The organism is Dysgonomonas sp. HDW5B, from assembly GCF_011299335.1.
Classification (GTDB): Bacteria; Bacteroidota; Bacteroidia; order Bacteroidales; family Dysgonomonadaceae; genus Dysgonomonas_A.
Genome location: NZ_CP049858.1, coordinates 335,050 through 348,219 on the forward strand (window position 1 = coordinate 335,050; position 13,170 = coordinate 348,219).

The 13,170-nt window shown below is 37.0% G+C and carries 13 protein-coding genes; 8 read left to right on the top strand and 5 right to left on the bottom strand.

The features are described 5' to 3' along the window. The first annotated feature begins 14 nt into the window (after positions 1-14). From G7051_RS01275 to G7051_RS01285, 3 genes are read left to right on the top strand one after another with little or no spacing between them, the layout of a single operon-like run. Complete coding sequence (locus G7051_RS01275; protein WP_166197910.1) at positions 15-1,193, top strand: glycosyltransferase family 87 protein; 1,179 nt, start codon at positions 15-17, stop codon at positions 1,191-1,193. Beyond that, positions 1,183-2,139 carry a glycosyltransferase family 2 protein gene (locus G7051_RS01280; RefSeq protein WP_166109843.1) on the top strand — a complete coding sequence of 319 codons (957 nt, stop codon included), beginning with the start codon at positions 1,183-1,185 and terminating at the stop codon, positions 2,137-2,139. The genes G7051_RS01275 and G7051_RS01280 overlap by 11 nt, the downstream gene beginning before the upstream one ends. Beyond that, positions 2,136-2,915 carry a polysaccharide deacetylase family protein gene (locus tag G7051_RS01285; RefSeq protein WP_166197912.1) on the top strand — a complete coding sequence of 260 codons (780 nt, stop codon included), beginning with the start codon at positions 2,136-2,138 and terminating at the stop codon, positions 2,913-2,915. The genes G7051_RS01280 and G7051_RS01285 overlap by 4 nt, the downstream gene beginning before the upstream one ends. 13 nt (positions 2,916-2,928) lie before the next feature. On the opposite strand, the gene G7051_RS01290 is transcribed toward G7051_RS01285, so the two are convergent. Beyond that, positions 2,929-3,885 carry an endonuclease I family protein gene (locus G7051_RS01290; RefSeq protein ID WP_166197914.1) on the bottom strand — a complete coding sequence of 319 codons (957 nt, stop codon included), beginning with the start codon at positions 3,883-3,885 and terminating at the stop codon, positions 2,929-2,931. 136 nt (positions 3,886-4,021) lie between these two features. Further along, a complete protein-coding gene (glyA, locus tag G7051_RS01295) occupies positions 4,022-5,302 on the bottom strand; it encodes a serine hydroxymethyltransferase (RefSeq protein WP_166197916.1) in 1,281 nt (426 codons plus the stop codon). 298 nt (positions 5,303-5,600) lie between these two features. On the opposite strand from glyA, the gene G7051_RS01300 reads away from it, so the two are divergent. After that, the gene (locus G7051_RS01300) at positions 5,601-5,972 is read left to right on the top strand and encodes a nuclear transport factor 2 family protein (protein ID WP_166197918.1); all 372 of its coding nucleotides are present in this window, start codon (positions 5,601-5,603) and stop codon (positions 5,970-5,972) included. Positions 5,973-6,074: 102 nt separating this feature from the next. Here the strand turns inward: G7051_RS01300 and aroC are convergent, their stop codons facing one another. The 3 genes from aroC to G7051_RS01315 form a co-directional block, all read right to left on the bottom strand. Further along, positions 6,075-7,139, bottom strand: a complete 1,065-nt coding sequence (gene aroC / locus G7051_RS01305) for a chorismate synthase (protein ID WP_166109861.1) — start codon at positions 7,137-7,139, stop codon at positions 6,075-6,077. Positions 7,140-7,393: 254 nt separating this feature from the next. Next, a complete protein-coding gene (locus G7051_RS01310; protein ID WP_166197920.1) occupies positions 7,394-8,107 on the bottom strand; it encodes a hypothetical protein in 714 nt (237 codons plus the stop codon). Positions 8,108-8,322: 215 nt separating this feature from the next. Continuing rightward, entirely contained in the window at positions 8,323-8,826 is a 504-nt protein-coding gene (locus G7051_RS01315) for a phBC6A51 family helix-turn-helix protein (RefSeq protein WP_166197921.1), read from the bottom strand. A 415-nt stretch (positions 8,827-9,241) separates the two neighbouring features. Between G7051_RS01315 and G7051_RS01320 the strand changes: the two genes are divergently transcribed. The 4 genes from G7051_RS01320 (at position 9,242) to G7051_RS01335 (ending at position 13,056) form a co-directional block, all read left to right on the top strand. Next, positions 9,242-10,894, top strand: coding sequence for a peptide MFS transporter (locus tag G7051_RS01320; protein ID WP_166197923.1), 1,653 nt, complete (start codon positions 9,242-9,244; stop codon positions 10,892-10,894). 221 nt (positions 10,895-11,115) lie between these two features. Then, positions 11,116-11,556 carry a hypothetical protein gene (locus G7051_RS01325; RefSeq protein WP_166197925.1) on the top strand — a complete coding sequence of 147 codons (441 nt, stop codon included), beginning with the start codon at positions 11,116-11,118 and terminating at the stop codon, positions 11,554-11,556. A gap of 23 nt (positions 11,557-11,579) precedes the next feature. Further along, positions 11,580-12,302, top strand: coding sequence for a hypothetical protein (locus G7051_RS01330; RefSeq protein WP_166197927.1), 723 nt, complete (start codon positions 11,580-11,582; stop codon positions 12,300-12,302). Between the two features lie 52 nt (positions 12,303-12,354). After that, complete coding sequence (locus tag G7051_RS01335) at positions 12,355-13,056, top strand: hypothetical protein (protein ID WP_166197929.1); 702 nt, start codon at positions 12,355-12,357, stop codon at positions 13,054-13,056. The last annotated feature ends 114 nt before the right edge of the window (positions 13,057-13,170 follow it).

Below are 13,170 nucleotides of genomic sequence, written 5' to 3' on the forward strand. Positions count from 1 at the left end.
CGCACCTGCAGAAAATGAATAGCTTTGCTAATTTTTTCCGGAAACCTATATTTTCCGATAAAAGATTTCTTCTTTCCATTTGGATTGTTCTTGGAGTCATAGGCTCTTTAAAAGGAAGTAAAATACACAATAATTATCTGATATTTAAAGGTGTTTTCAATCACACCATACAACAGATAAATTTATATACGGCTTATCCGTCAGAATATCATGACTCCAATCATTATGGACCATTTTTCAGTTTGATCATTGCCCCTTTTACATTTCTGCCTGATCAAATAGGTGTTCTACTATGGAATCTCTCAATGGGATTATGCCTCTTTGTTGCATTCTACTACTTGCCTATTCAATGGAGAAAGATGTACCTATTCTTTTATATAGTATTGATTCAACTATATACCTGTATAATGAATTCGCAGACAAACGGGCTAATTGCTGCTCTTATAATAGGTAGTTTTCTATTTATACGAAAAGAAAAAGACTTCTGGGCTGCATGCTTTATTATGCTTGGGGTATTTATTAAATTGTATGGAATTGTAGGATTAAGTTTCTTTTTCTTTTCGAAACATAAAGGTAAATTCATAGCCTATTTATTTTTTTGGGCTGCAATCTTCTTTGTCTTACCCATGTTTATTTCATCACCCGAATTTATTATCCAAAGTTATTATGACTGGTATGCATCCCTCTCAAATAAAAGTGTTGAAAATATGACAAACTTCTCTCAGGATATGTCTGCGATTGGACTAGTCAGAAGGACTTTTGACATTATGGATGCTTCCGCTCTATATGTTATAATTCCCGGTATCATCCTGTTTGGATTGCAGTACATTAAAACAGAGAAATACAGCCAATTAACATATCAGCTGGGAATATTAGCCTCAACGCTATTATTTATGGTTCTCTTCAGTACTGGTTCTGAATCTGAGACTTATATCATTGCTTTGACAGGCGTTTCCATTTGGTTCTTTATACAGGAGGAGCCACATGAAAAATGGGTCGTTTTCTTATTATTATTCACTATTTTCTGGACATGGGCAACAACATCTCATTTATTTCCCAAAAATATAAGAGTAGATATCTTTAAGAGGTATTCTCTAAAAGCATTACCCTGTTTAGTTGTTTGGCTAATTCTTGTCTATCAACTAATAACATCACGAGGTATTATTAAATTATCAAATCCCGATGAGCTATAAAAAGAAGGTGTCAATTATACTTTGCAGCTATAATGAGGCTTCAAATTTGCCTATTGTTATCAGAGCTATACATGATAATTTAGACGAGCTACCTTATGACAAAGAGATAATTATAGTAAACGATGGTAGTTCCGACAATTCGATGGAAATAATTGATGAGTTGTGTAAATCCGACCCGGAATTATTCTACATAGAATTCTCCCGTAACTTTGGGCATCAGAATGCTCTGAGGGCTGGAATAGACCACGCAACGGGTGACTGCATAATTTCGATGGATGCCGATATGCAACATCCACCTGAGATGTTACCCCAATTTATTCAGAAATGGGAAGAAGGTTATGACATTGTGTATACCCGAAGACTTGAAGATAAAGGACTTTCGAAGATGAAGAGAAAAAGCTCTTCATTATTCTACAAAGTCTTAAATCACTTTTCGGAGATTGACCTTGAGGAAGGAACTGCTGACTTTAGATTAATTGATAAAAGTGCCAAGAAGGTCATCTCTAATATAAAGGGTGGTGAGTTATTTATGCGTGGATTAGTCAAGTGGATTGGATTCAGACAATATCGAATTGACTACATGCCTCATCAAAGATTATACGGAAGTACCAAGTACACTTTCAAGAAGATGATGAATCTTGCAGTTCAAGGGATTCTTTCATTCAGTACCAAACCTCTACATATAGCTTTATATGTCGGATTTGCCATTGCTTTCATATCTCTCGTATTTATGATTCCATATGCACTGATCAGTTTCTTTTTTGGACATCCTTTAGCCGGATGGGCTTCTATGATTAGTATCGTATCTTTTCTAGGAGGTTTTCAGCTATTTGTACTGGGAATTATCGGATTGTATATTGGTCAGATATTTAACCTCTCGAAAGGCTACCCTACTTACATTATAAAAGACACTAATTTATATCAACAAAATAACGAAAGAAGATGATCTTATTAAGTTTTGATATTGAAGAGTTTGAGATGCCCAGAGAATATGGCGATCCGATTCCTTTTACCGATCAGATCCAAATCTCAAAAGAGGGTACAACAAAGATACTGGACTTACTGAAAAAGCATAATATAACTGCCACATTCTATACTACGGCTAATTTTGCCCAGAATGCCGAAGACATCGTTACAAGGATTGTTTCGGAAGGACATGAACTGGCTTCTCATGGCCTCTATCACGATCACTTCAAGCCTGAACATTTGAAGCAATCAAAAGAGATTCTTGAACAGATTGGCAATACTACCGTCAGAGGATATCGTATGGCTCGTATGATGCCTGTTCCCGAAGAAGAAGTATACAATGCAGGATATATCTACAATTCGTCTATCAATCCGACCTATTTACCGGGAAGGTATAATAAACTGAATGAACCTCGCACCTACTTTATGCGTGAAGGGGTATGGCAGATTCCGGCCTCTGTTACGCCACTGATTAGGTTTCCTCTTTTCTGGATTTCATTTCATAACCTGCCATTATCCTTATATTGTGCTTTAGCAGGCAGAACCTTAAAGAAAGACGGTTATCTGAATGTATATTTCCATCCTTGGGAATTCATGCCGATAGGTCCCAAATCGAAATATAACTTTCCTTTTTACGTGACTAAGAACACCGATCAGAAAATGGTCGACAGATTAAGCAAGTTTATAGAATGGGCTATAAAGAAAGGACATAAGTTTGAGCATACTTATAAGCTTATAGAAGATAAGACATCATAAAGGTCACAAACCTTTATTTCAAATTATACTCATTGACAACCTTAAATAATAAGTCCTTTATTTGAGGTTGTCTGTTTATTTTATCATCCTTAGCCACGTAAAAAGGCTGATCTTTTTTATTCCCCCAAATATGATCTACTAGTGTAGGGCAATCTACAAAGGGATTGCGGTTGCCTTGTATTTTATAGACTTCGTTATTCCTCTCAATCTCCTTCTCGCTTACAGGGTCTTCGTTATTCCATTTAATCAGCATCTCCAACGCCCAAGGCTGTAAACCCGGATAAGCAGTTGTCTGAAGCATCGACTTTGTAGCATCCGGTTTCCAGTCATAAGCATAGTCCTCATAGCAAGTCAGCATATAGAAGTAAACACGGGCAAAGTCTCCCTTGTACTCATCTGCCGGTTCGAATACCTGCCCTCTGTATCCCTTCGGATAAGTATTGATCCCAACCTTAGAAACTCCGTTATCAAATTTGGCAATACCTACTTCTCCCAAAGGAAGATTACTCTTGGCAGCATTGGCATTATAGTCAGACGGGAATAGATTATGAAGATCTCCATTGGCATCGTATGATGAATATTTATCTCTCTTACCCCACCAACTGCGAGGCATGCAATGTTCGCGATTCTGAACATTTCCACCCACATAGGTAGGATGTTTCTCATTGGAATACATATCGATAAAATACCCTTCGGAACTCCAATCGGTCTTCTTAAAGTAATTATCCCACCAATAGCGGGCAGTTGTTTTTTCGTCGAAATCAAGATATGTGTGATCCCTTATAATGTCGTGCATAGCTGTTTTTAGAGCAGCACCCGATAAGCCATTAGCCCGATCATAATACCCGATAGAAATATCTTTGACAAATAATGAAGCTATGGCAATCACTATAGGAATAAGCCATAATAGCTTTCGTCCAAAACCCGAACCTTTCTTTTTACCTTTTTTCTTCTTTCTTTTCTTAGCCACTTACATCAGCGAGGTCAAAGACCTGTTACATTATTAATCTTGTATTTTATATCTCACAAAAGTAAAAAACACAGATGAAGCCTTTAAACCTCAACTGTGTCTCTTTATATGAATGACAAATCACTTACTTACTCAATCACCAAGCAAATAAAGGGTAATCTTGCATCATTTGATTTACTTTCTCACGCACTGCTTTGATCGTTTTTTCGTCTTCGTGATTAGCTAATACTGTATCGATCATCTCTACAATATCACCCATCAAACCATCCTTAACGCCACGAGTTGTTATTGCCGGAGTACCGAAACGCAATCCCGAAGTAAGGAATGGGCTACGGCTGTCAAAAGGTACCATATTTTTATTGGTAGTAATATCTGCTGCCACAAGAGCTTTCTCGGCAACCTTACCTGTCAATTCGGGGAATTTCTTTCTAAGGTCGATTAAGATCAGGTGATTATCTGTACCTTCCGATACAATCTTATATCCTTTATCGGCAAAAGCCTGAGCCATTACAGATGCATTCTTCTGAACTTGCGATTGATATACTTTGTAAGATGGATCTAATGCCTCAGCAAAAGAAACTGCTTTAGCTGCAATAACATGCTCAAGTGGTCCACCTTGTATTCCGGGGAATACAGCAGAATCCAACAATGCAGACATCATACGGGTTTCACCTTTTGGAGTTTTCTTTCCGAAAGGATTTTCGAAATCTTTACCGATTAGGATAGCTCCACCACGAGGTCCACGTAGAGTTTTATGAGTTGTAGTAGTTACAATGTGTGCAAATGGAAGTGGGTTATTTAAAAGACCGGCAGCAATCAATCCCGCAGGGTGAGCCATATCAACCAAGAAGATAGCACCGATTGAATCTGCAATCTGACGGATACGTGCATAATCCCAATCACGAGAATAAGCCGAAGCACCTGCAATAATCAATTTTGGTTTTTCTGCTTTAGCAACAGCTTCCATTTGGTCGTAATCAACCTCTTCGTTATCTTGTCTAACATTATACTCGAGTGCATGGAACATCAATCCCGAAAAATTAACGGGTGAACCGTGTGAAAGGTGACCTCCATGAGAAAGATTCAATCCTAGAAATTTATCGCCTGCCTGAAGACAAGCCAAAAATACTGCGGCATTTGCCTGAGCTCCCGAGTGAGGCTGTACATTTGCCCATTCGGCTCCAAAAATTTGTTTCAAACGATCGATAGCCAATTGTTCGCTAAGGTCAACTATTTCGCAGCCTCCATAATAACGTTTTCCGGGATATCCCTCGGCATATTTATTAGTTAGACACGATCCCATAGCATCCATCACTTGCTGACTTACAAAATTTTCTGAAGCAATAAGTTCAATTCCTTTTAGCTGGCGCTGGTGTTCTCTTTCAATAATATCAAAAATTGCAGTATCTCTTTTCATTATATAAGAAAGTTTTAAAGGTCGCTGACCTGTTGTTTATTTTCTGATTAAAGGTCTCTGACCTTTTTATTACTCACATCGCTTAGAATAAGATTATTCATTCAATGTTAAAAATGTGTTTACAAATTTACTATATTATTTTTCATTTCTCTGACTATATGAGTAATATTTTCACCTTCGACAACCATTCTGAAAACCCATCGAAATAATATCAAAAAAATGCTGTGATTATTCAAGCCCTGCTTTTTCTTTCTTAAAAACACTACTTTTGTAGAATAGATAAAATAATAAAGAAGACATGAGCACAACCGAAAAAAGCACAATTGAGAATCTCGAAAACCAATTACTGGATGCTATGCGAACTGCCAATGTAGAAACATTGGATAAGCTTATTCATCCCGATCTGTTATTTAACAGTGCCATGGGGCAAACCATCACTAAGGAGATTGATTTAGAAGCGTATCGAAGCGGACTGATGATTGTAAATAAAATCAGTGCTTCCGATCAACAGATAAATATCATTGGTAACACAGCGGTGGTTGCTGTAACAATAGATATGGATGGGAAGTATGGAACTCAACCGATTTCGGGTAAAGTACGTTTTCTTAGGGTTTGGAAAGAGTGCGATAAAGGATGGCAAGTTATTGCAGGAAGTAGTGTGATGATATAAATCGGTATTTTCTAAACACTTCGCCTACCTTATAAATACAAAAACTGCTTTTCTCGTTTCATGTAGAAGAAATTGAGAAAAGCAGTTTTTACATATTATATTTTAGCGAGCCTTGTTCAACAAATAATAATCGAGGATAGTCATCGCTGCCATTGCCTCAACAATAGGCACGGCACGAGGAAGCACACACGCATCGTGACGTCCACGAGCTTTAAGATCGGCTTCATTTCCTTCACTATCTACCGTATGTTGCTGCATCAAGATCGTTGCAACAGGCTTAAAAGCTACTCTGAAATAAATATCCTGTCCGTTTGAAATCCCGCCCTGAATACCTCCCGAATGATTGGTGCGGGTACTGATTTCACCGTTTTTATCATAAAATTCGTCATTCACTTCCGAACCTCTGTGATTTACATCGAAGCCATCGCCATACTCAAAACCTTTTACGGCATTGATACTTAGCATTGCATTACCTAAAGCTGCATGAAGTTTTCCGAATACAGGTTCACCCAACCCAACAGGAGTACCTTTGATTACACAAGTAATCACTCCGCCGATAGTATCGCCTTTCGATTTCACTTCGTTTATCAATGTGATCATTTCCTCTGCTTTTACAGCATCGGGACATCTTACAGGGGTATCTTCAATAGTATTCAGATCGTATTCAGAATACAACTTTTCCAACTTAATACCACCTACCTGCGATGTATATGCAGTAACCGATACATTCAATTGATTGAGTGCCAATTTAGCTAAAGCACCAGCTACACAACGGGCAATAGTTTCACGAGCCGAAGAACGACCTCCTCCTCTATGATCTCTGATTCCGTATTTTTGTTGGTATGTATAATCCGCATGAGACGGACGATACAAAGCTTTCATATTATCATAATCAGACGAGTGCTGATTAGCATTCCATATCACAAAACCAATGGGAGTCCCCGTGGTTTTTCCTTCGAAAATGCCCGATAAAAACTCCACCTTATCGGCTTCGTTTCTGGGTGTAGTTATTTTTGATTGTCCGGGACGACGACGGTTAAGCTCGTTCTGGATAAAATCCATATCCACCTCGATGCCCGCAGGACAGCCGTCAATTATGCCTCCAATAGCCGCACCATGAGATTCACCGAAAGATGTTAACCGAAATATATTGCCAAAAGTATTCATATCCTTATTAAATAATAGTAGTAAGTAATTTAAGTTGACATATTCCTTTCAATATGACTGCCATCTTAACTATTACAAATATAGATAAAAATGAAAGTAAATCACAACTTCTATTATACATATAAGGTCTCAGATCTTTTTATTACTTTGTATGTAGGATCAATCCTGTACGTTTTACGCATTCAAGACAGACACATAAGTCTCTTTTCAACAAAAGGATATCATTAAATATTTTCTTTTACTCGATTTATAATTCAAAATCCGAAAATATATCCGATCGAATAAAACATCTGACTCCCATAAGGGCTCCATTCATTCTGAACCAAATCGTAATGAATCATCATAGTGACAGCTCCATTACGTCCTGAAGGAATATTTACACCACCTCCGACCAATACACAAGGAACTGTTTTTGAACCAATAGACTCTCCTCCCGAACTTCCCCACATCTGATAAATTTCGGGCTGTACTTCCAATGAAATAAAACGGATCGGGTGAAATCGGGCAAAAGCGTTTAAACCCAAGTAATTTTGCGAAAAATCATTCCTGCGAGAATCTTCTTTATAATAGAAATAACCTATTCCACCTCCGGCAGTAAAGTAACGGTTAAACTCATAACCAACCTGCGGAGAGATATTCACAGACACATAACCGCTACCAAATGCCATACCAAACGAACCTCCGAATATCATTCTACCTTGACTCTCATTTCCTTCTCTGTAGTTTAGAGGCTGAGAAGGCTTTGGCTGATATGTTTGTTGTTGTTTCGCAGGCTGCTCAATTCTGTACAAAGGCTCCTGAGATTGATTCACCATTGGATCGGCAACTGTATCATAACGAAACAGTGGCACTTGATTCTTTGCCGGAGCAGGAACCGTGTCATAACGAAAGGCTTTTGTTTCTGTTTGACCGAAGCTGTTTGATACTACCAAAATGAAAGCTGCCAGCGAAAGAATTAAAGTTTTCATATGCTTAGAGGTGTTATGTGTTTATTATTTAATTTTATTAACATTCAGCATATTGAATAAGTTCAGATTTGCTTTATTAAAAGTAACAAAAGCTGCAATAAGGTTACAAAAGTGGATTATAAACTTATTTATATGATATACTTTTGTCACTTTACAAATAACTGATTTTCAAAACACAAACAGAAAAAAGGTTACAAAAGTAACAAAAGTGACACTTAACACAGACTTCTTTTTCCGCTCAGCTTCTGTTGTAACCTTTCCATATCCCGTTTGGTCTTTTCGCTGTCTACCGTTATCACTAATGAGCTTGCCGGCTGGGGCTGTTTCTCTCCTTTCGATTCGTTGTATCCTCCCGATAAAGAATATACGATAGCCGAAGTTTCGGGTACACAATATTTTTCTTTCACTACATATTCTTTCACCACAAGCGTATAAGGATCATCGCTGTCTTTGGATGCCGCATAAGTGGTTTTTGTTTCTATTTGTTTGTATCCTTCAACCTTTTGCCGCATCGACTGACGGGCTTTTTGCTTCAATTTTTCCTCCCGTGCTTCTACCGCTTCTTGCAGTTCTTCGGCAAAATTGGGTTTGGTTGCTTTCCATTGGTAAAACATCTTACGACTAATGCCTACAATACGGCATATTTCGGTAATTGTATAATTATCTTCTTCTATCAGAGTAGCAATCTTATCGGCAAGTGATCGTGTAAATTTTCCCATAATACTTTCTTTTATAGATAAAAGGTTCTATTACACTATACTTTTCGATCTGCGCACAATTAAAAATTGCTTGCATTCCTTTTGTCCAAATCCACAAAAGGAATCAAAAAGGCTTTGTGCTGCGTGGCTCGCCTGCCTGACTTTAGCTTGCGGGCTAAACTAAACTTATTGCCTGTCGGCACGTTTAGTTTTACGCCTGCTTCGCTTGTCAGCCAACGGCTGTGCCTCTGATGTACTGGGGCTGACGCATGTAAATGGAACAGTCTTGATCTTTTGTTTCGTTTTGCATCAAGGCAAAATGAAAAACAAACCCGATAGGGTGCGTTAGTAAAAATAGAACTATTATCATCTCAGAACTTTTCATATTCGGCTCAGAAACTTATCTTTGCATAAATCTGAAAAAGCGAAATACAATATGACTGAAAATCTATCCTCTCCTCAAGAAAGCGTATCGCATCCAAAAGGCTTAAAATATCTGTTCTTAACCGAAATGTGGGAACGTTTCGGATATTACCTCATGTTAGGCATATTTGCACTCTACCTTATTGATGCAGATGGCATGGGCTTATTAAAAAAAGAGGCTTATGACATTGTTGGTACATATTTAGGACTAGTTTATATAACACCTTTTCTGGGAGGACTGATTGCTGATAAACTTCTGGGATATCGCAAATCTATCATTATCGGAGCAATACTTATGTCTGCCGGATATTGTACGCTTGCCATTCCGGGAAGTACAGCCATGTGGATAGCCCTGCTGTTAATTATTGTAGGTAATGGTTTTTTCAAGCCTAATATCTCAACTTTATTGGGTAATCTCTATTCAGAGGAAAAATACAAGGCTAAAAAAGATGCCGGTTACAGCATCTTTTATATGGGTATCAATGTAGGAGCTTTTGTTTGTAATTTTGTGGCAGCATATATGCGCAACAATTACGGATGGGGATATGCCTTTATAGCAGCCGGTATAGGTATGCTTATCGGTCTTGTGGTCTTTCTGATGGGTACACGCCACATTAAAGAAGCCGATATTATTAAGAAATCGGATGATTCTAATTCCGACATAACCAAGGTATTACTTTATGTATTTGCGCCTGCCCTGGCGTTTGGAGCATTGGGATGGTTGATTCCGGGGAATGTTTTCGGATCAGATTCCAATGACGCATTCTTATTCGGATGTATACCCGTTATTATTTTCTATGCCTCACTGATATTCAGATCACCAAAAGAAGAACGCTCACAGATTAAAGCCCTTTTGAGTATCTTTCTTATTATGGTTGTCTTCTGGACAGTATTTAAACAGAATGCTACAGCCCTTACTACATTTGCGGAAAGTTATACCGAACGATCGATAACTCCTGCTGTATCCAAATTGGTTAAACCCGTTGGGATGGTGCAAGCATTAGAATACAAAAAAGATTCTGTTATTGCGATGGATCATACATTGAAAGCTGTAACGGATGCCAATGGAAATACGATAAAATCGTACGATTATCCTCATTACTTCATCAATGAATCACCCGAAAACTTACCTCAGGAAGGCGAAAAAGTAAACCTGATATCTACCGAAATATTCCAATCCATAAATCCATTCTTTATAGTTATACTTACCCCCATTGTATTGGGATTCTTTTCGAGACTTCGGATAAGAGGACGGGAACCATCTACTCCTGCCAAAATGGGATGGGGATTACTTATTACAGGGCTTTCGTCACTTGTTATGGCTGCATCGGTCATATATACGGATATTTACACAGACAAAGCATCGGCACTCTGGCTTATCGGCACATACGGAGTTATCACTGTAGGAGAATTACTAATCAGCCCAATAGGTTTATCCCTTGTCTCTAAAGTAAGTCCCAAAAGCATTACGTCATTCATGATGGGAGGCTGGTTTTTATCTACCTCGATAGGAAATAAACTGAGCGGAATGGTTGCTGGAATGTGGGATATGTTCGATAATAAAGAATACTATTTCCTGATGAATTTCGGTGCGTGTGTGGTGGCTGCCCTTGCTATTATGATGTTGGTTAAATGGCTGCGAAATATTATCAATCAGCATTCTTAAGTTTTAAATAAAAAACATTTAACAAAAACAGAGGTCTTTTCTTAGATAGAAAAGACCTCTGTTTTTAAATATTTCTATATATTTGTCAAACCTATCTCAAATAGGCAAAAAAATATTACACAAACAAAATTATACAAACAAGAATCAAATTCTTCAACACATGTCGTTTCAAATAAGTAAATCATACTTATTAAGTACTTAATTTCCTAATTGTAAATATTATGAAAAGAAAGACTATCTACATTCATCTTCTTTTTCTAGCCACCCTATTCTGCTTTAGTTGTGATCATAATAATATAGATAATAGCGATGAAGTATTATCTGTATCAAATATTAAAATTACAGATTTAGGGCAGGTTAATCCCGTCAAAGATTTCAAAATGAAGAAAAGCGGCTCATCAGTAACATGCGAAGTCAGAACAAAACTGATAAAAAAAGGAGATGAAATCCAGAAAATCTATTTATATCAACAGAACAAAACACTGAAAATAAATATCATAAGTACACCTAATGATTTTGATTGTATTGACCTATCTTGCTTTACAACTCATATTGTAACATTTGATATCGATAAAGAGTTGCCGAAAGGCGTCTATGACATTGAACTTGGCATTAACAACGCATATACAGAAGGATATGCGTTTAAATACGAACTAAACTAATTATACTACTAAATTTTATCAGGATGAAAAAACTATTTCTTATCACAACTTTACTAGTTACTATTTTCACCTCATGCTCTAATGACATAGAAAATGATAAGGGTGTGAATTTAGATCAAAGTCTAATATCAAAGTCTAATTTTATAGAAATTAATACCGGTGCATTTCTGCCCGATAGCTTGATCCAATCTTTAACAATAAACAATCCGGATTTATACACTTTCGATAATCCAAATTCTGATTTATGGATAGATGAAACAGGTAATACACCAAGATCCGCCGGAGTTACTTACAAAGTCTATGGATACGATGAGGTAAGATATGTAAATGACTGGAAATTTAAATTTGCCGAAGGGAGTGTACCTAAAGACTCTCGCGTATATGGGTATACCAACATGATTTTTATAGGAAACATAAGACTGTATGTTAAATTTGTCAGGATACCTAAAGGAGCAACATTCGTTCTTCCCCCTCAAAGTGTGATGGAATCTTTATCGGCAATGGGGCGCCTACCTATTGGCACTGCGACTAATAAGGCTATAACCACCGGCTATACACACAAACAATATTCATCTACAAGCACAGAAGATATCTATGAATTAGTAACGGAAGCGGTAACAGTGCAGTATAATGTAGAAGGTAAACAAATTTTTCACAACCCACCCTACTATATGCCATTGAAAGCCATACCAGGTCCTTCTAATTTTGAGTTCAAGTACCAATATATATTTACAAGCTGGGACTAATTATATATAATGAAGTTAAGCCTCATTTTATTCATTCGAAAAAAATATACGTATGAAAAATAAAAAATTGATCCTGTTTTTGGGACTATTATTCTCTTTTCTCTCATGCTCTCATGAACCTGAGATAGAAGAAGTAAACTTGAATGGAGAAGTTCAATCAATTAAAATATTTTCAGAAAATGATCTGAAAACCAATATTGAACAGATTAATGCCGACTTAAAAAAACAAAATCCGCAAAACTTTATATTTGAGAACTCTCATTCAGAATTATTTGTATACGAAACAAATAGTTCATTGAAAAGTACTAATCAAACCTATATTGTTTCCGGCTATGACAAAAGAAGTATTTTAAAGAAGTATAACTTAACCTTTGGCTTCCCTTACGATTCAAGAATAATAGTAGGTGTTCCATATTATACAGAGTTTTGCGAATATATTAAATATATAGAAGTTCCAAAGGGCTATAGTATTGTTATACCATCCTCCAATCCACCATTGTTAACAAGGGGATTACTTCCTGCAACTTTAAATATGGGTTATATACCTGATACTTTTATAACAGGCTACACCATCAGATATATTTCCACAATAGGATCTAAAGAAAAATATGCTTTAGTAACGCAAGTAGAAGAAATCATTAGAAATACAGCAAATAATCAAACGCTGTCGCCATTCGTTTTCAACCCATATGATGTGGTAAATCCATCTACTTTCCAGTTTAAATATCAATTACAGGATCTTTCTTGGAATTAAGAATCTTAGTTATACTAAAAAAGGCGATCCCCAATATCCCGGATCGCCTTTTTGGTATCTTACCCCCTAATAACCTGCTGAAAAACATACTATTTTACTTCTATTAAGATAGCC

Coding starts and splice junctions, on each gene's coding strand:
- G7051_RS01275 (WP_166197910.1), top strand. CDS start 15: ATGAATAGCTTTGCTAATTTTTTCCGGAAACCTATATTTTCCGATAAA.
- G7051_RS01280 (WP_166109843.1), top strand. CDS start 1,183: ATGAGCTATAAAAAGAAGGTGTCAATTATACTTTGCAGCTATAATGAG.
- G7051_RS01285 (WP_166197912.1), top strand. CDS start 2,136: ATGATCTTATTAAGTTTTGATATTGAAGAGTTTGAGATGCCCAGAGAA.
- glyA (WP_166197916.1), bottom strand. CDS start 5,302: ATGAAAAGAGATACTGCAATTTTTGATATTATTGAAAGAGAACACCAG.
- G7051_RS01300 (WP_166197918.1), top strand. CDS start 5,601: ATGAGCACAACCGAAAAAAGCACAATTGAGAATCTCGAAAACCAATTA.
- aroC (WP_166109861.1), bottom strand. CDS start 7,139: ATGAATACTTTTGGCAATATATTTCGGTTAACATCTTTCGGTGAATCT.
- G7051_RS01310 (WP_166197920.1), bottom strand. CDS start 8,107: ATGAAAACTTTAATTCTTTCGCTGGCAGCTTTCATTTTGGTAGTATCA.
- G7051_RS01315 (WP_166197921.1), bottom strand. CDS start 8,826: ATGGGAAAATTTACACGATCACTTGCCGATAAGATTGCTACTCTGATA.
- G7051_RS01320 (WP_166197923.1), top strand. CDS start 9,242: ATGACTGAAAATCTATCCTCTCCTCAAGAAAGCGTATCGCATCCAAAA.
- G7051_RS01325 (WP_166197925.1), top strand. CDS start 11,116: ATGAAAAGAAAGACTATCTACATTCATCTTCTTTTTCTAGCCACCCTA.
- G7051_RS01330 (WP_166197927.1), top strand. CDS start 11,580: ATGAAAAAACTATTTCTTATCACAACTTTACTAGTTACTATTTTCACC.
- G7051_RS01335 (WP_166197929.1), top strand. CDS start 12,355: ATGAAAAATAAAAAATTGATCCTGTTTTTGGGACTATTATTCTCTTTT.